The 16953-nt window shown below is 66.1% G+C and carries 13 protein-coding genes; 12 read left to right on the forward strand and 1 reads right to left on the reverse strand.

Translation table 11 applies throughout. The features are described 5' to 3' along the window. Positions 1-16 precede the first annotated feature (16 nt). The 12 genes from rfbB (at position 17) to AC3WOH_RS04025 (ending at position 15906) form a co-directional block, all read left to right on the forward strand. Positions 17-1105 carry a dTDP-glucose 4,6-dehydratase gene (gene rfbB, locus AC3WOH_RS03970; RefSeq protein WP_492228104.1) on the forward strand — a complete coding sequence of 363 codons (1089 nt, stop codon included), beginning with the start codon at positions 17-19 and terminating at the stop codon, positions 1103-1105. Beyond that, the gene (gene rfbD / locus AC3WOH_RS03975) at positions 1102-1992 is read left to right on the forward strand and encodes a dTDP-4-dehydrorhamnose reductase (protein WP_492228105.1); all 891 of its coding nucleotides are present in this window, start codon (positions 1102-1104) and stop codon (positions 1990-1992) included. The genes rfbB and rfbD overlap by 4 nt, the downstream gene beginning before the upstream one ends. Positions 1993-2005: 13 nt before the next feature. After that, a complete protein-coding gene (gene rfbA, locus AC3WOH_RS03980) occupies positions 2006-2890 on the forward strand; it encodes a glucose-1-phosphate thymidylyltransferase RfbA (RefSeq protein WP_492228106.1) in 885 nt (294 codons plus the stop codon). Between the two features lie 19 nt (positions 2891-2909). Next, positions 2910-3473 (forward strand): dTDP-4-dehydrorhamnose 3,5-epimerase, encoded by a 564-nt coding sequence (rfbC, locus tag AC3WOH_RS03985; RefSeq protein ID WP_492228107.1) that lies wholly within the window; start codon positions 2910-2912, stop codon positions 3471-3473. 32 nt (positions 3474-3505) lie between these two features. Next, on the forward strand, positions 3506-4462 hold the full coding sequence (locus tag AC3WOH_RS03990; protein WP_492228108.1) for a glycosyltransferase family protein: 957 nt from the start codon (positions 3506-3508) through the stop codon (positions 4460-4462). After that, a complete protein-coding gene (locus AC3WOH_RS03995) occupies positions 4459-5607 on the forward strand; it encodes a DUF1972 domain-containing protein (protein WP_492228109.1) in 1149 nt (382 codons plus the stop codon). The genes AC3WOH_RS03990 and AC3WOH_RS03995 overlap by 4 nt, the downstream gene beginning before the upstream one ends. After that, a complete protein-coding gene (locus tag AC3WOH_RS04000) occupies positions 5604-6485 on the forward strand; it encodes a glycosyltransferase family protein (RefSeq protein WP_492228110.1) in 882 nt (293 codons plus the stop codon). The genes AC3WOH_RS03995 and AC3WOH_RS04000 overlap by 4 nt, the downstream gene beginning before the upstream one ends. Before the next feature lie 394 nt (positions 6486-6879). Next, on the forward strand, positions 6880-10731 hold the full coding sequence (locus AC3WOH_RS04005; RefSeq protein WP_492228111.1) for a glycosyltransferase: 3852 nt from the start codon (positions 6880-6882) through the stop codon (positions 10729-10731). Positions 10732-10786: 55 nt separating this feature from the next. Next, positions 10787-12580, forward strand: coding sequence for a methyltransferase domain-containing protein (locus tag AC3WOH_RS04010; RefSeq protein WP_492228112.1), 1794 nt, complete (start codon positions 10787-10789; stop codon positions 12578-12580). A 25-nt stretch (positions 12581-12605) separates the two neighbouring features. Beyond that, complete coding sequence (locus tag AC3WOH_RS04015; protein ID WP_492228113.1) at positions 12606-13112, forward strand: hypothetical protein; 507 nt, start codon at positions 12606-12608, stop codon at positions 13110-13112. 378 nt (positions 13113-13490) lie between these two features. Further along, positions 13491-14663: a hypothetical protein gene (locus tag AC3WOH_RS04020; RefSeq protein ID WP_492228114.1), complete on the forward strand. Its 1173-nt coding sequence runs from the start codon at positions 13491-13493 to the stop codon at positions 14661-14663. A gap of 136 nt (positions 14664-14799) precedes the next feature. Continuing rightward, positions 14800-15906 carry a hypothetical protein gene (locus tag AC3WOH_RS04025; protein WP_492228115.1) on the forward strand — a complete coding sequence of 369 codons (1107 nt, stop codon included), beginning with the start codon at positions 14800-14802 and terminating at the stop codon, positions 15904-15906. 140 nt (positions 15907-16046) lie between these two features. Here the strand turns inward: AC3WOH_RS04025 and AC3WOH_RS04030 are convergent, their stop codons facing one another. Continuing rightward, positions 16047-16709, reverse strand: a complete 663-nt coding sequence (locus AC3WOH_RS04030) for a hypothetical protein (RefSeq protein ID WP_492228116.1) — start codon at positions 16707-16709, stop codon at positions 16047-16049. Positions 16710-16953 lie beyond the last annotated feature (244 nt).

Consider the following 16953-nt stretch of genomic DNA (forward strand, 5'->3'; position numbering starts at 1 on the left):
TCACACAGCCCACCCTATGATTCTGGTTACCGGCGGCGCGGGTTTCATCGGCGCCAACTTCGTTCTTGACTGGCTCGCTGCCTCCAGCGAGCCCGTCGTCAACCTCGACAAACTCACCTACGCGGGCAACCTGCACAACCTGGACGGGATAAAGGGCGACGCGCGCCATACCTTCGTGCAGGGCGACATCGGCGACACGGCCCTGCTGGCCCGCCTGCTGGCCGAGCACAAGCCGCGCGCCGTGGTCAATTTCGCGGCCGAATCGCATGTGGACCGTTCCATCCACGGCCCCGAGGACTTCATCCAGACCAACATCGTCGGTTCGTTCCGCCTGCTGGAGGCCGTGCGCGCCTACTGGAGCGCACTGCCCGAGGGCGAGCGCGCGGCCTTCCGCTTCCTGCACGTGTCCACCGACGAGGTGTATGGCTCGCTCGCACCGACCGACCCGGCCTTCGCCGAGACACGTGGCTTCGAGCCCAACAGCCCCTACAGCGCCAGCAAGGCCGCCAGCGACCACCTGGTGCGCGCCTGGCACCACACCTACGGCCTGCCGGTGCTCACCACCAACTGCAGCAACAACTACGGGCCCTACCACTTCCCCGAGAAGCTGATTCCGCTGATGATCGTCAATGCGCTGGCCGGCAAGAACCTGCCGGTGTACGGCGATGGCATGCAGGTGCGCGACTGGCTGTACGTGAAGGACCACTGCAGCGCCATCCGTCGCGTGCTGGAAGCCGGCGCCCCGGGCGAGACCTACAACGTGGGCGGCTGGAACGAGAAGCCCAACATCGACATCGTGAACATGGTCTGCAGCCTGCTCGATGAGCTGCGCCCGCGCGACGACGGCCAGAGCTACAAGGCCCAGATCACCTATGTGAAGGACCGCCCGGGCCACGACCGCCGCTATGCGATCGACGCGCGCAAGATCGAGCGCGAGCTGGGCTGGAAGCCCGCCGAGACCTTCGACACCGGCATCCGCAAGACCGTGCAGTGGTACCTGGAGCATGCCGACTGGGTGGCCAGCGTGCAGACCGGTGCCTACCGCGACTGGGTACAGACCCAATACGCGCAGGAGCCTGCAGCCGTTGCGGACGCCAGCGCATGAACATCCTGCTCTTCGGAAAAGGCGGCCAGGTCGGCTGGGAGCTGCAGCGCAGCCTGTCCGTGCTGGGCACGGTCACGGCGCTGGACTTCGACAGCACGGGGCACTGCGGTGACTTCTCCAACCCCGCCGGCGTGGCCGAGACGGTGCGCACCCTGCGCCCCGATGTCATCGTCAACGCTGCGGCCCACACGGCGGTGGACAAGGCCGAGAGCGAAGTCGATTTCGCCCGCACGCTGAATGCCACCACGCCTGGCGCCATTGCGCAGGAGGCTGCGAAGCTCGGGGCCTGGCTGGTGCACTACAGCACCGACTATGTCTTCGACGGCAGCGGCAGCCGCCCCTGGGTGGAGACCGATACGACCGCCCCCTTGAGCGTGTATGGCCGCACCAAGCTCGAAGGCGAGCAACTGATCGCCCAATCGGGTGCGAAGCACCTGATCCTGCGCACCAGCTGGGTCTACGCCGCACGCGGCGGCAACTTCGCCAAGACCATGCTGCGCCTGGCACAGGAGCGCGAGCGCCTGACCGTGATCGCCGACCAGTGGGGCGCACCGACCGGCGCCGACCTGCTGGCCGACGTGACGGCCCATGCCATCCGCCACCTGCAGCAGCACCCCGAGGATGCGGGCCTGTACCACCTGGTTGCAGCCGGCGAAACCAACTGGAACGAGTACGCGAAATTCGTGCTGGCCACGGCGGCGAAGCACCCGGTGGGTGAAAAGATCGTCGCCAAGGAAGTTGCTCCGGTGCCGACCAGCGCCTTCCCGACCCCGGCCGTGCGCCCGCACAACTCGCGCCTGGACACCACCAAGCTGCGCAGCACCTTCGGCCTGACCCTGCCGCACTGGCAGGCGGGCGTGGCGCGCATGCTCACCGAGATTCTCTGAAAAATACCACCCCATGACGGCACGCAAAGGCATCATCCTCGCCGGAGGCTCCGGTACCCGGCTGCACCCGGCCACCCTGGCCATCAGCAAGCAATTGCTGCCGGTGTACGACAAGCCCATGATCTACTACCCGCTGAGCACCTTGATGCTTGCGGGCATCCGCGACATCCTGGTGATCAGCACCCCGCAGGACACGCCGCGCTTCGAGCAGTTGCTGGGCGATGGCAGCCAGTGGGGCATCAACCTGCAGTACGCCGTGCAGGCCAGCCCCGACGGCCTGGCGCAGGCCTTCGTGATCGGCGAGTCCTTCCTGGCGGGGGCTCCGAGCGCCCTGGTGCTGGGTGACAACATCTTCCACGGCCACGACTTCCACGAGCTGCTGGGCAGCGCCGCCGATCGCACCGATGGTGCCACCGTGTTTGCCTACCACGTGCACGATCCCGAGCGCTATGGCGTGGCCGAGTTCGATGCCAACGGCAAGGTGCTCTCGCTCGAAGAAAAGCCCAAGGTCCCCAAGTCCAGCTATGCGGTCACGGGCCTGTACTTCTACGACCACCAGGTGGTGGAGCTGGCCAAGGGGCTCAAGCCTTCGGCGCGCGGCGAGTACGAGATCACCGACCTGAACCGCCTGTACCTGGAGCGCGGCCAGCTCAACGTGGAGATCATGGGCCGGGGCTATGCATGGCTGGATACCGGCACGCACGAGAGCCTGCTCGAAGCCGGCCAGTTCATCGCCACGCTGGAGCACCGCCAGGGCCTGAAAATTGCGTGCCCCGAAGAGATCGCATGGCGCAGCCAGTGGATCGACAGCGCCCAGCTGGAGCGCCTGGCCCAGCCGCTCACCAAGAACGGCTACGGCCAGTACCTGATGCGCGTGCTCAAAGAAAAGATCTACTGATTTCCCTGACATCCATTCCATGCAAGCAACCCGACTGGCCATTCCCGATGTCGTGCTGATCGAACCCAAGGTGTTCGGCGATGCACGCGGCTTCTTCTATGAGAGCTTCAACCAGCGTGCCTTCAACGAGGCCACTGGTACGAACCACGAATTCGTGCAGGACAACCACAGCCGCAGTGCCAAGGGCGTGCTGCGCGGCCTGCACTACCAGGTGCAGCAGGCCCAGGGCAAGCTGGTGCGCGTGGTGCGTGGTGCCGTGTTCGACGTGGCGGTGGACATCCGCAAGGGCTCTCCCACCTTCGGCCAGTGGGTCGGCGAGGAACTGAGCGAGGACAACCACCGCCAGCTGTGGGTGCCGCCGGGCTTTGCGCACGGTTTCCTGGTGCTCAGCGAGACGGCGGAGTTCCTGTACAAGACCACCGACTACTACGCGCCGGCGCACGAGCGCTGCATCATCTGGAACGATCCGACCATCGGCATCGCGTGGCCCGACATCGGCGCCAATCCCTTGCTGTCGGCCAAGGACCAGCAGGGCCTGACCCTGGAGAACGCAGAAGTCTTTGCTGCTGCCGCCGTCCGCTGACGGCGGCCCGTGGCGCACCTGAAAAGTCCGGCATGACCCTGCATGTGCTCCTGTGCAGCCACAACGGGGCACGCTTCATCGCCGAGCAGATCGCCTCCATACGCGCCCAGTCCCGGGCCGTGGATGTGATCCATGTCTTCGACCACGCCTCGGACGATGGCACACGGGCCGTGCTGGAGCAGCTGGCGGGCCAGCCGGGCGCCCCGATCGAGCTGCACTGGATCGGCGATGCCCCTGGCCCCGCCATGTCTTTTTTTCGGGCCATGGGCCAGTTGGCGCCCCGCGTCGAGGCAGCAGACAGTGTCTTTCTGGCCGACCAGGACGATGTCTGGCTGCCCGGCAAGGTGGCCGCCATGCTGGAGGCCGCGGCCCACCGGTCCCGGCCCTGGGCACTGTTCCACGATGTGCAGGTGGTCGATGAGGCGCTTGCACCCTTGCAGCCCAGCTTCTACACCGGCAACCCCTACGCCGTGCCGCGCGACCTCGATCCCCGGCGCCTGCTGCTGACCAACCCGGTGATCGGGCACACGCTGCTGCTCTCGGGTGACCTGCTCAGGCACATCGCCCGTCTGCCCGAGCAGGCTGCTTACGTGATGCACGATTGGGCCGTGGCCCTGGTGGCGCAGCGCATGCAGTGCCTGGCCTATGTGCCGCACAGTCTGTCGTTGTACCGCCAGCATGGCGCCAACCTGTTGGGCGCCTCGCGCCAGCGTGGGCTGGGCGAACAGCTGCAGCGTGGCATGCAGTTGGCCGGGCGTGTGCTGCGTCAGGCCATGGCCTGGGCACGGGCCCAGTCGACCGGTGTGCTGCCCGCTGCCTCTCCGGACGCAGGCTCGCCGCCATGGCTGTCGAAGCCCTGGTCGGGCCACAGCCACCACCGGGTTGCGCTGAAGCTCGCATGGCATGCCCTGGCATCGGGTCCCACGTGGCGGCGGCGCTCCCTGGCACTCTTTCTCGCACTGCAGGTGCTGCGCAGGCCTGTGCCATGACGCAATCGCCTTCCGCCTCCAGGCCGCTGCGCATGGCGATTGTCGGGACCGATGGACTGCCCGCACGCTACGGGGGCTTCGAGACCTGCGTGGAGCAGCTGGCTCCGCGGCTGGCGGCCAAGGGGCATGCCGTGCAGGTGTTCGGGTCGTCGGTCGGGCGCTCGACCCGTGCTGCCGATGGCATGGGCCTGCGCCACCGTTATCTGCCCCTGCGTGCCAATGGCCTGTGGTCCGTGCCGTACGACCTGCTCAATTTCCTGCTGTGCTGGCGCCGGGTGGATGCCATGCTGGTGATGGGCGTGTCGGGCGGCATCTTCCTGCCCCTGCTGCGCCGTGTGGCGGGCGCGCGGCGCATTATCGTGAACGTCGACGGGCTGGAGACCCGGCGCGACAAATGGACCGGCTTCAAGCGCTGGTTCCTCGCGCGCAGCGAAGCCCTGGCCGTGCGCCATGCCCATGTGGTGGTGAGCGACAACCAGGGCATTGCCGACATGGTGCTGGCCCGGTACGGCCGTGCCAGCGCCGTCATCGCCTATGGTTGCGACCATGTGCTGCAACTGCCTGCGGGCCAGGTGCAGGCGCTGCTCCAGGAACGCTTTGGCCTGGCGCTGGGCGCTTACCTGCTGACGGTGGCGCGCATCGAGCCCGAGAACCACATCGCCGAGATGATCGAGGCTTTCCTGGCATCGTCTCTGCCGCTCTATGTGCTGGTGGGCAATTTCAGCGCCACGCCGCTCGGGCGCGCCCTGCTCGCGCGCTACCAGGGCGAGCCGCGCGTGCGCTTCATCGATTCCCTGTTCGATCCCGAGGCGCTGGCTGCCTTGCGCGCGGGCTGCCATGTCTATCTGCACGGGCACAGTGTAGGCGGCACCAACCCCTCCCTGGTCGAGATGCTGCCCTACCAGAGGCCGCTGCTGGCCTTTGATTGCAGCTTCAACCGCCACACCTTGGGCAACCAGGGGGGCTATTTTGCCGACGTACCCACGCTGACCCGGCAACTGCAGAGCCCGCAGGCGCATGCCTGGGTGCCGGGGGCGTCGCTCACGGAACGCTACCGCTGGGCGGTGATCGCCGACGCCTATGAGGCGCTGTGCCGCGGGGAGGGCGGTCTGGCTACGCCATTGGCGGCGGGGGCCATCCCATGACCCCGCGCGTCCTGGCCTGCGTGGTGGCCTACCATCCTGACGCTTCCCGCCTGTCGGCCTTGATTGCCCGCCTGCAACCGGAGGTGGCCGACGTGCTGGTCATCGACAACGGCCAGTCCATCGATCCAGGCGCGGCGCCTTGGTCGGGCATGGCCGCAGTGCACTGGCATCGGGCACCGGGCAACCTGGGGGTCGGGGCGGCGCTCAACCTGGCACGCCAGCGGGCACTGGAGGGGGGCTATGACTTTTTGCTGAGTTTCGACCAGGACTCCCTGCCCCCGCCAGGGTATGTGGCGGGCCTGCTGGATGTCTGGTCGCGCGCCGGCGACGCCGCCAGCGGCTGGGCGGCACTCGGGCCTGCCGTGCGGGACGAGGCCTCCGGCCGGGCGCTGCCCGTGCAGAGCGTCGAGCCGCACCCGCGCCCCGCGGGGCCTGCGCAGCAGACGATGGCGGTGGACCATGTGATCACCTCCGGCTGCCTGTACCCGGCGGCGGCCCTGTCGGCGGTGGGCCCGTTCCGGGCCGGCTGGTTCATGGACATGGTCGATACCGAGTGGTGCTGGCGGGCCTGCCACCGGGGGTGGCGTGTCATGCAGACCCAAGCCGTGGTGCTGCAGCACACCATTGGCCAGGCCGGGGTGACGGTGCTGGGCCGCAGGGTGCTGGCGCATCCGCCCCAGCGCATCTATTTCCAGGTCCGCAACACGCTGTGGCTGCTGCGTTCGCGGGAGGTCCCCCGGGGCTGGCGCCGCAAGCTGCTGGCCCCGCTGGCGCGCAAGCTGCTGCTGCAGCCGCTGCTGTCCGACCAGCGGCTGGGGCGCATGCTGGCCGCCGTCCGGGGCGGGCTGCATGGGCTGCTGCGAAGCCCCGGCCGCTAGGGTGCTGGTGCGGGCCAGATGCTTGCCGGGTGTGACCGGTGCCGCAGCAATGCGCAATATTCTGGATCCGGGTGGGAGGCCTGGTGCAACAATCCGTTGCTACTGCCCGGGTAAACGCATGATCTTGGCTGCATACGACAGAATATAGAATTGCAGACCCTCTGAAGGCCGCTGCCGCGGGCTTCAGGCGAACATTCCCACAGACCTGGTCTCTGCCCTGGCATCCACCGCGGTCCTTTGCATTGGCGACGAGCCGGCCTTCTCCGACGAGGGGCATGGCGCCGCCAGCAAGGGCCTGGCCCTTGCCGTGCCTGCACCTTTTTTTGCGGATGCACGCCGGTTTCCATGCGCCACAGACCGTCCCCACGTTCATTTCCAGATCTGAATGCACAACATGCACCCTAGCGAGGCTGAGATCATTCCCTACCACGCCTCACCCGTGCCTCCCGCCCTCGGGGGCGTGCTCGTACTGGCGCCCCATCCCGACGACGAGGTCTTTGGATGCGGCGGTGCCATTGCAGGGCATGTGCAGGCGGGCCACCCTGTGCACGTCGTTCTGCTGACAGCCGGGGGGCATGGCGCAGAAGACGCCGGCCAGGGGTATGCAGCGACCCGCCTGTCCGAAAGTGCCGACGCCGCCCGCGTGCTGGGGCTGCCGCCGCCCCAATGCTGGGGTCTGCCGGACCGTGAAATCACCTACGGCGAAGCCCTGGTGCAGCGCATCATCCAGGCGATCGGCGAGACCGGTGCCGATGTGGTGTATGCCCCATCCCCTTGGGAGCTGCACCCGGACCACCGTGCCACGGCGCTGTGCGCGCTGGAGGCTGTGCGTCGTCTGGAGGGCATCAGCCTGCACCTGTACGAGGTGAGCGCCCCCCTGCGCCCCAACCGCCTGGTGGACATCACCCCGGCATGGGCGCTCAAGCAGCGGGCCATGCAGGTGTTTGCCAGCCAGGAGAAGAAGCTGCCTTACGCCAGTTTCATTTCGGCGCTCAACCGCTTTCGCGCGCTCACGCTGTTCCCGGCCTCGGAGTATGCCGAGGCCTTCGAGAGTTACACCTCGGCCGAGTTGCGCGCTGGCGGCCCGCTGCTGATCGAGGGCGAGAAGCAGCGCCTGCTGGGGCGCGGCGTGGCGGTGCTCCCGCAGGACATGCCGCTGGTGTCGGTCATCATCCGCACCATGGGCCGGCCCACGCTGGCCAAGGCGTTGGGTTCCGTGGCGCTGCAAACCTATCCGCACCTGGACATCGTGCTGGTCGATGCAGCAGGCGATGGCCTGCCCGGCACGCCATGGGCCGGTGGCCCCGTGCCCGTGAGCCTGGTCTCGCAGGGCAAAAAGCTCAACCGTGCGCTGGCGGCCAACGCCGGCATGGCGGCGGCGAAAGGCGAGTACCTGATCTTCCTGGACGATGACGACTGGTTCTACCCGGACCACATTGCCAAGCTGGTGCTGGTCGCGCGCCAGAGCAGCACGGCCCGGGCGGTGCACACGGCGGTGGAATGCGTCGATGCCCAGAGCGAACCGGTGGGGGAGATCTTCCAGTTCCCCTATGCCTCGGGCGAGTTGCGCTATGGCAATTTCATGCCCATCCACGCGGTGCTGTTCCACCGCAGCCTGGTGCAGGCGGGCGGTGCCGCCTTCGACGAGCGCTTCGATCTGTACGAGGATTGGGACTTCTGGCTGCAGGTGGAAAGCCGCACACCATTCCAGTTCGTGCCGGGCGTCTCTGCGGCCTACCGCATCCACGCCGGCGCAGGCGAGGGCGTGCAAGCCGACCGCCAGCGTGCGGCAGACGCCACGGCCCAGCTCTATGCCAAATGGCAGGTGCTGCAATCGAAACAGACCTTTGACGAACTGGTGACGCGTTCGCTGTCGCGGCGCAGTGTGCTGTCGCAACTGGCCGAGCGCACCAAGGACGTGAAGCGGCTGACGCAGGACCTGATGGACCAGCAGCAGCGCGCGATGGATGCCATGCAGGCGGCAGACAAGGCCCGCCAGGATGCGCACCACCTGGGCGAGGCCCACGACCTGGCCTGTGCCGCACGCGATCTGGTGCAGGAGGAGCGCGATGCGGTGATCCGCGAGCGCGACCTGGCCAACCAGCATGGCGCGAACGTGCTGGCGTTGTACACCGATGCGCAGGCACAGATCGGCAATCTGCAGACGACCGCTGCCGCGCTGGGTGCCGAGATCGCGCTGGCGCGCAACCATGCGCACAACCTGCAGACCATGCTGGACGCCACGCAGCACCAGGTGCGCGTGGTGACCAGCTCCCGGTCGTGGAAGGTCACCCGGCCGCTGCGCCTGCTGGCCCGGCTGCCACGCTACACCCGCAGCGTGCTGGCGGCCTATGCCTTGGCGCGCCAGCGCGGGGTGGGCGCTTCGCACCTGCTGCAGCGCACGGTGTCGGTATACCGCACGCAGGGGCTGCAAGGGGTGCGCCAGCGCCTGCGGCGCATGCTGCATGGCACGGGGCACGAACTCGAGGCGATGGACGCGGGCGCCTCCATGCCCGACGCCACCCCTGGCGCCAGCGCGCGCAGCTACGCCGACTGGGTGGTGCAGTACGACACGATGGATCCCGTCAAACTGTCCCGGCTGCTGGCGGAGGTGGCCGACCTGCCGCGCAAGCCCCTGGTCTCCATCGTCATGCCGGTCTACAACCCGGACCCCCAGGACGTGGGCCGTGCCATTGCCTCGGTGAAGAACCAGGTCTACCCCCATTGGGAGCTGTGCATCTGTGACGATGACTCGACCAAGGCCGGCACGCGCGAGCTGCTGGAGGCTGCGGCAGCGCAGGACTCCCGCATCCGCCTGGCCTTCCATGCGAAGAACCAGCACATCTCGGTGGCGACCAACACGGCCATTGGCCTGGCGAAGGGCCAGTACATTGCGCTGCTGGACCATGACGACGAGCTCACGCCGCATGCCTTGCTGCGGGCCATGCAGGCCTTCGTCCGCAATCCCCTGGGCAAGGTGTTGTACTCCGACGAGGACAAGATCGACCAGACCGGCCGGCGCTTCGACCCCTATTTCAAGCCCGACTTCAACCTGGGCCTGCTGCGCTCGCACAACTACATGTGCCACTTCGCGGTCTATGAGGCCGAGTTCATGCGCCAGCTCGGCGGCCCGCGCGTGGGCTTCGAGGGCGCGCAGGACTATGACCTGGCGCTGCGCGCCGTCGACAGCGTGGATGCGGCCGCGGTGCTCCATGTGCCCCAGATCCTCTACCACTGGCGCACAGCGACCGGCAGCACGGCATCGGGCCATGGCAACAAGAGCTACGCCTTCGAGGCCGGCCGGCGCGCCCTGCAGGAGCACCTGCAGCGCCGCGGCCTGCAGGGCGAGGTGCTGGAGGCGCCCGAGGCCTCGGGCATGTACCGCGTGCGCTGGGGCATTCCGGCCAACCCGCCGCTGGTGAGCATCGTCATCCCCACGCGCAACGGCGAGAAGATCCTGCGCCAGTGCCTGGACAGCCTGGTGCAGACCCGCTACCCCAATTACGAGATCATCGTGATGGACAACGGCAGCGACGAGCCCGCCTCGCTGCAGCTGCTGGCCGAGCGCACGGCCTCGGGCCAGATCCGCGTGCTGCGCGACGATGGCCCGTTCAACTTCTCGGCCATCAACAACCGCGCGGTGCACGAGGCCACGCGCGGTGAGTTCGTGCTGCTCATGAACAACGACATCGAGGCGACCCACCCCGAGTGGCTCGACGAGATGGTGGGCCCCGCCCTGGAGCCGGGCGTGGGTTGCGTGGGGGCGCGGCTGTGGTACCCCGATGGCCGCATCCAGCACGCTGGCGTGGTGCTGGTCTGCGGCGTGGCCGGCCATGCGCACAAGCTGCTGGCCCGTGGCCAGCACGGCTACATGGGCCGCGCCGTGCTGGCGCAGGACTTCGTGGCGGTGACGGCGGCCTGCCTGCTCCTGCGCAAGTCGATCTACGAACAGGTCAATGGCCTGGACGAGACCCTCGCGGTGGCCTTCAACGACGTGGACTTCTGCCTGCGTGTGCGCGAGGCGGGCTACCGCAACCACTGGACGCCCTACGCGGAGCTGATCCACCACGAATCCGTCTCGCGCGGCTACGAGGACACGCCGGAAAAGCAAAAGCGCTTCAACTCGGAAGTGAAGATCCTGCAGACCCGCTGGCCCGCCTTGCTGGCCAACGACCCCTGCTACAACCCCAACCTGACCATCGACGCCGAGGACTTCTCGCTGGCCTGGCCACCCCGGGTTTCCTGAGGCGGCGCGCTCGCCGTCCCTGCTCCATGACCGCTTCCTTCCTTTTATCCATCGTATGAGCCGACTTGACTCTCTTTTGCCGCTGCTGGCTTGCCCACGTTGCGGCGGCAGGCTGAACCAGCACCCGAGCCAGGTGGTGTGCGGCGGCTGCGGCACGGCCTACCCGCTGCGCAATGGTGTGCCGGTGTTGCTGCCGGAAACCATCGAGGAAGCAGGCACGGGTGAAGCGTCGGTGGACGATCCGGTGTCGCGCCACCCCTACAGCCAGGAGTCGCTCAAGATCATCGAGGAGCACAAGGATGGGTGGGTGCTGGACCTGGGCGCAGGTGGCAAACTGCAGCGCTGGGACAACGTGGTGCAGATCGACATCTTCCGCTACCCCATGACGGATGTGGTGGGCTCGGCCGACCGGCTGCCATTCCGTGACAACAGCTTTTCCGCGGTGATCAGCCAGGCGGTGTTCGAGCACCTGCAGTACCCGCAGGCCGCGGTGGAGGAGATCCGCCGCGTGCTCAAGCCCGGCGGTGTGGTCAAGATCGACACGGCCTTCCTGCAGCCCGAGCACGGCTACCCTCACCACTTCTACAACGCCACCGAGACGGGTCTGCGCGAATGGTTCCGTGAGTTCGACCTGCGCTGGAGCGGTGTGGAGCCGCACCAGCACCCGCAGTGGTCGCTGAGCTGGTTCCTCGGGGTCTACCTGGACCGCCTGCCGGCCGAAGCCGCGGCGCTGCTGCGTGCCACGGCGCTGGGCGACGTCGTCGATGCGCTGCACCGTTCGGGAACGGGCGCAGCCCTGCCGCAGGACCGGGCCGTCATGGACGCCCTGGGAGCGCTGCCCGAGCATTGCCTGCGCACGCTGGCGGCCGGGGTGTCCATCCGCGCCATCAATCCCCCCAAGACCCTCTCGGCGGCGCCGGTGGCTGCTGGCGCATCGCCCACGGTGGCCACCGACCTGGACCGCAAGCTGGCCGCAGCACGCACCGATCTGGAGCATTTGCGGTCCGAGCTCACCGCCGTGCGCGAGCGGCAGTTGCTGGCCAACGACCTGGCGCGCTACATGTCGCAGTACTACCGCCTGATCACCGGCCCGGGAGGCGATGCGCCTGCGGGCCTGGGGCCGGTGGAGCATGCGGTCTACTACGCCAAGAATGTGGTGCGCGCCGTGCTTCCTGCCAGCGCCTGGATGCGGCTGCGCGACGGCGTGCGCCTGTTCTCCCGCCGCATGAAGGACCGGGACGATCGCAGCGCGCCCGGCGTGGCTGCGGCAGCACCCTTCGTCTCGGTGGTCGTGCAGCCTTCCGATGTGGCGGCACTCACCGCAACCTTCTTCTCGCTGGTGCGGCAGACCTACTCGGCCTGGGAACTGGTGCTGGTGGAGCATGCCGGGCAGTCTCCGGCGGTGAAGCGGGCCATGGCGGATTTCCGTCAGCTGGATGTACGGGTCGTTTCCGCAGGAGATGCCCAGGGTGCCGTCCCCGTGCGTGGCCAGTACCGGCTGGCGCTGCAGGAGGGGATGACGCTGTCCTTCCAGGCCCTGGAAGAAATGTTCACGCTGGTGCGGGCTCGCCCTGATACGGTGGCCATCATGGCGGACTACGATGCCATCCTGGGGCGCGATGACGTGATGCCGCCCATGCGGTGCCAAAGCGCTCCGGTCCCGCAGACCGACTGCGCCTTCGCGGTGGCTGCGCCCTATGTGTTGCTGGCCAGCGAAGCGGTGCGTCGCAGCGGGCCCGGTGGCACCATTGATGTGAACTATCAGCAGGTGGCCCATATCCCATTGGTTCTCTTTCACACGCTGCAAGAGCCATCACCCCGTATGGTTCACCCCCCGGTGATCCATTGAAGATCCACACTATCTCGCTAGACCTATGAAGAAAATTGCACGAAAGATCACGCTTGCCACCGCCCTGGTCGCGGCGCTGCCTTGGCTCGCAGGTTGTGCTGGCCAGCCGCCTGCTGCCGGCGCAGGAGCGGCCCAGGCTGCGTCGTCCAAGCCGCTGACCATTGTGTTCGAGTCGGCGGCGCTGGAGCCCAAGCTGGTGGAGCTGGGTGTAATGACTAACTTCAAGCGCTACTGGCAAGCCCATGTGGACCGCAGCTGGGGCGTGCGTTATGCGCTGGAGGACGGGATCGACCCTGGCCGCACCGATGCCAAGTTCTATGCCGACTACCATGCGAAAGCCTGGACCCTGAAATCGTTCAAGGTGCATGGTGTGGTGCAGGATGGAAAGCATGTGAACGTGGACGTGGAACTCACACTGGTCGACCCGACCGGCAAGAAACCCGACAACACGGTGCGCACCTCCGATATTTGGGTGGATAAAGACGGGCAATGGAAGCACGTCAACCTGGACCCCGTTCTGAAGTCGCGCTGATGAGAAGGGCGGTAGCAGTACCCGCAAGGGCCGGTGGGCACCAGCCGATCGGCCTCGATGGTGTGTTGCTGTCGGCCCGCTGTGCCGGACGGGGCAGGCCACAGGCTTGCCGCGTGCAGCACAGGAAAAAGGACAACGGGCGCTTGTTGCAGAGGTGCAACATCCATCGCCCTAGTTGTGACACCAAACACATTTTATCTGCGCACCCCTGCGCAAACCGGGGGGCGATTGTGTAGGATGCGAATCAACAGTCCATAGAGTCCGCTTGTCTAGTTTGTGTACGCGGGGCGGATTGTTGAAGTATCTGGTGTAAACTTGTAAAGCTATGAGTGTGGGCTTGCTCAGGTGCTTTTTTTAATTTTTATGGAGAAATCTGTGATGAAGAAGAAACTTCTTGCTGTAGCAATGGGCGCCATGCTCGCTGCTGGTGCTGCAAACGCTGTGACCGTGAATCACGCCGGCCTGGGTGATTTGCTGGTTGCTCCCTCCTATTTCATCGGTGGGGGATGGCAAAGTGAGTTGAAGGTTATCAACACGAGCCTGACGCAATCCGTGGTGGCCAAGGTCGTGATTCACGACAACGAGCGCTCCGAAGAACGTCTGGACTTCTTGATCTACTTGTCGCCTGGCGACGTGTGGGTTGGTACCATCGCCAGCCAAGCTGCCGGTGCCAACGGTCAAACGACGCGCTCGGTCGTGACGTCTTCCGACGATTCGATCCTGCTGCCTAACTCCAACAACTTCGCTTCCGCTGCTACCCCAGCAGTGATCGTGAGCGGTGCTGGTGAAGGCCGTGCTCCTCTGACCAACATCGGTTACATCACGATCATCGAATCGCAAGCATTCGACATCGCTCCTAACGCTCCTGGCGTGTCCAAGGCTGCCATCAAGGCTGCATTCGACGCTGCTCCAGCAGTGGTGGCCGACACCAACACGCCTAACGTGCTGGCTGGTTTCCTGACCATCTCCAACTCGCTGAACGGCCAAAACGCTTCGCTGCCTACCCTGGCACTGGCTGACTACAACAACCGCATCAAGCAAAACATCGGTGTTGACTCCAGCCTGGGCGCTCCACGTTCGCAAGCTACGGTGGCTGACATCGAAGACGCACTGTGGAAGACCTCGTTCGTCGTGCCTTACGTTGTTGGTGGCAACCAGTCTTCGCTGGTCTCCTTCACGTTCCCCACGAAGCTGACGTACCGTAACGTCATCAGCGGTCAGTACCCCTTCGCTGCGAAGGTTGCTATCACCGCCGACGTGTTCGACTACAGCGAAAACCGCATCACCGGCCCAGCGTTCAACATCTCGCCTCTGCCTGCTGCATCCGTCACCAGCGTGTTCGAACACGACTGGCTGGCCTTCGGCAGCCAAATCAGCGTGGGTTCGTTCACCGCTGGCTGGGCTAACGTTCGCTACGCCAACCCAACGGTCTCCGTTGGCCAAACCTCGGCTCCTTCTGTGAACCTGGGCAAGTCGGGCGGTCCTGGCATCGTTACCTACATCAACACGATTGGCCCAGAAGTCACGTGGCACTACGCTCCTTCTAACTAAGAAGTTGCGACTCTAGTAAAAAGGCCGCCGGCGAGAGCTCGCGGCCTTTTTTTTTTGGGTGGATGTAATGCGGTATCTAATTGTTATTTTTTTGGCTGCGATGGGCACGTTCGCCCAGGCTGCGAACTTTGTGTCGATGCACCAGTCTGCGCACAAGATCGCCCTGCCCCCAGCGCCCGGCACCTTCGTCTACCCCTTTGACACCAAGGTTGGTTTCAAGGCGCAGTACGATCCAGCAGGTGTGACCGGTTGCGCCATCGGCTTCGGCACCGGTGGTTGTGCCTTCCCTGGCGGCGGTTCCCTCTCCCTTCCTGAGTTCACTGGCTTCCAGATGCAGAGCCAGGAGTTCAAGGTCTATATTCCTGCAGGTTCGCGTTCGTTCCTGTTCTCCGGCTATGCCCCCCAGGGTACCCAGTCGGCCTTCGTGCTGCGCTATGGCAAGGAGCCTACCCGGGTCGCGCCCTTGAACGCTGGCGAGTACTCGGCCGCCCAGGTCAACGAGCGCATCGATACCTCGTTCGCACGCCTGATCAATGAAGATGTCGACCACTTCGTCGTGCACGACGGTGGCGGTACCCTGCGCTTCGTGGGCGGCCAGCTCGACGCCAACCGCGGCAGCACCGACCAGGGCAAGTGGCTCTATGTTCGCCAGCTGAGCGGCGCTGCGCTCTTCGACTACCAGGGCGCCATTGACGTGGACATGCCCAAGTATGCGGCCGGTTATGCCAAGATTTCTTGGACCACCAGTCCCTTCCCGGACCCTGTGGATGCCGCTTCGCCGACGACCCCGACGACGCCCACCACGCCGACGACGCCTACCACGCCCACCACGCCGACGACTCCAACGACACCTACCACGCCAACCACGGCGGGTTCCGTGACCACCAATGTGGTGTCCACTGCCGGCCAGCCGCTGAAGCTCGATATCACGTTGACGCAGACCTCTGCAGACGTCGCCGCCAGCGAGAAGACCAGCGTGTGGATCGCGGCGCGCATCCCGGCCAACGGCCTGTTCTTCACGACCGACGTGTGGTTCTTCCGCAAGGTGGATGGCTGGGCCCAATTGGTGTTGCCCAATCCTGAGACCGTGGCCTATTCCAGCCAGATCACGAATGCGAGCACGCTGAAGTTCTCGCCTTCGATGGACTTGACCGCGGAAGACCTGCGCGCGTTCAACATCGAGATCTACTTCGGCTTCAGGAACAGCAGCGGCGCCTTCGTCAACAAGGGCAAGATCTGGTAACCCACCAGCCGATGCTGCAATGAAAAAGGCCCCGAGGGGCCTTTTTTCATTTCCGAACATGGTGTGCGGTGTGCTGCACCTGCGACGCCGCCGTCGGCGCTCACTGCGCTCAGGGCCGCGTCGCGCTCATGGGCCGCCCGCTACCTGGGAACGTTGGGAACCTGGAAGGGGTTGGCACCCTGGTTTTGCTGCATGTTGGCATTGTTGCGTGCCGCATTCAGGGCCTCGGAAAGGCTGTTGAACACCGTGTTGGCGGAGTTGGGTGAATTGGCCGCCGGTGCCGGTGCTGGCGCCGCCGCGGTTTGTTGTTGCGCCGCTGCTTGTGCGACATTGGCGGTCGGCTGGGGACTGGCCGCCGCAGCAGCAGCCTGCGCGGCTGGGTCTCCCGCTGGCGCCTGCACGACAGGCATCGCTCCCTGAACGGGGGGCTGCCCCTGGGCCACAGGGGCCGGCGCAGCGGGGCCGGAGGCACGGTCGGTCTTCTTGGTGAAATAAATGCTCTGCTGCCCGCCGGGAGCCGACAGCACCACGTGCGTGGGGTGGATCTGTGCCAGTGTGAACTCGCCCAGTGCCTGTCCTTCCCGAAAGCTCGAAAAGGGGCGCCCTTCCGTGGCGGCACTGGCAAAACGTGGGCCCAGGCGCACGTTGGCCATCTTGACGCTGCCCGCAATCACCACGCCGTACAACTGCAGATCCTGGTCGGTGACCACCGCGGGTGGTGGAGGAGGAGGCGGCGGCGGCACAGGCGGCACACGGTCCGGCCATGCCTTGCGCTGGGTATCGAAGGGGTTGGCCGCGCCCATGTGGACAGGGGCGGGTGGGGGGGCTGCGGGAGCGGTCCCCGAAGGGGGAGGCGTTGTTGCGGCAGGGCGCGCAACGGTGCCAGGTGTGGGCTTTTGTGGAGTCTGGGCCAGTGCCTGCCCACCGAGGGCAATGCCTGCTGCAGCCATGGCCAGCGCCACGGAGCGGGGCGGCTGCTTGCCCGTTGGGGCGGAAAGAAAACCAAGAGTAGGCATGTACTCGCTCCGAAGAAATCGAAAGGCCAGG

This window comes from Acidovorax sp. FW305-C-20-28, from assembly GCF_058783375.1.

What these genes read in the sequence shown, in the direction of transcription:
- AC3WOH_RS03995 (WP_492228109.1), top strand. Translation starts at nt 4,459, where the DNA reads ATGACGCAATCGCCTTCCGCCTCCAGGCCGCTGCGCATGGCGATTGTC.
- rfbD (WP_492228105.1), top strand. Translation starts at nt 1,102, where the DNA reads ATGAACATCCTGCTCTTCGGAAAAGGCGGCCAGGTCGGCTGGGAGCTG.
- AC3WOH_RS04000 (WP_492228110.1), top strand. Translation starts at nt 5,604, where the DNA reads ATGACCCCGCGCGTCCTGGCCTGCGTGGTGGCCTACCATCCTGACGCT.
- rfbC (WP_492228107.1), top strand. Translation starts at nt 2,910, where the DNA reads ATGCAAGCAACCCGACTGGCCATTCCCGATGTCGTGCTGATCGAACCC.
- AC3WOH_RS04015 (WP_492228113.1), top strand. Translation starts at nt 12,606, where the DNA reads ATGAAGAAAATTGCACGAAAGATCACGCTTGCCACCGCCCTGGTCGCG.
- rfbA (WP_492228106.1), top strand. Translation starts at nt 2,006, where the DNA reads ATGACGGCACGCAAAGGCATCATCCTCGCCGGAGGCTCCGGTACCCGG.
- AC3WOH_RS04010 (WP_492228112.1), top strand. Translation starts at nt 10,787, where the DNA reads ATGAGCCGACTTGACTCTCTTTTGCCGCTGCTGGCTTGCCCACGTTGC.
- AC3WOH_RS04020 (WP_492228114.1), top strand. Translation starts at nt 13,491, where the DNA reads ATGAAGAAGAAACTTCTTGCTGTAGCAATGGGCGCCATGCTCGCTGCT.
- AC3WOH_RS03990 (WP_492228108.1), top strand. Translation starts at nt 3,506, where the DNA reads ATGACCCTGCATGTGCTCCTGTGCAGCCACAACGGGGCACGCTTCATC.
- AC3WOH_RS04030 (WP_492228116.1), bottom strand. Translation starts at nt 16,709, where the DNA reads ATGGGCGCGGCCAACCCCTTCGATACCCAGCGCAAGGCATGGCCGGAC.
- AC3WOH_RS04025 (WP_492228115.1), top strand. Translation starts at nt 14,800, where the DNA reads ATGCACCAGTCTGCGCACAAGATCGCCCTGCCCCCAGCGCCCGGCACC.
- rfbB (WP_492228104.1), top strand. Translation starts at nt 17, where the DNA reads ATGATTCTGGTTACCGGCGGCGCGGGTTTCATCGGCGCCAACTTCGTT.
- AC3WOH_RS04005 (WP_492228111.1), top strand. Translation starts at nt 6,880, where the DNA reads ATGCACCCTAGCGAGGCTGAGATCATTCCCTACCACGCCTCACCCGTG.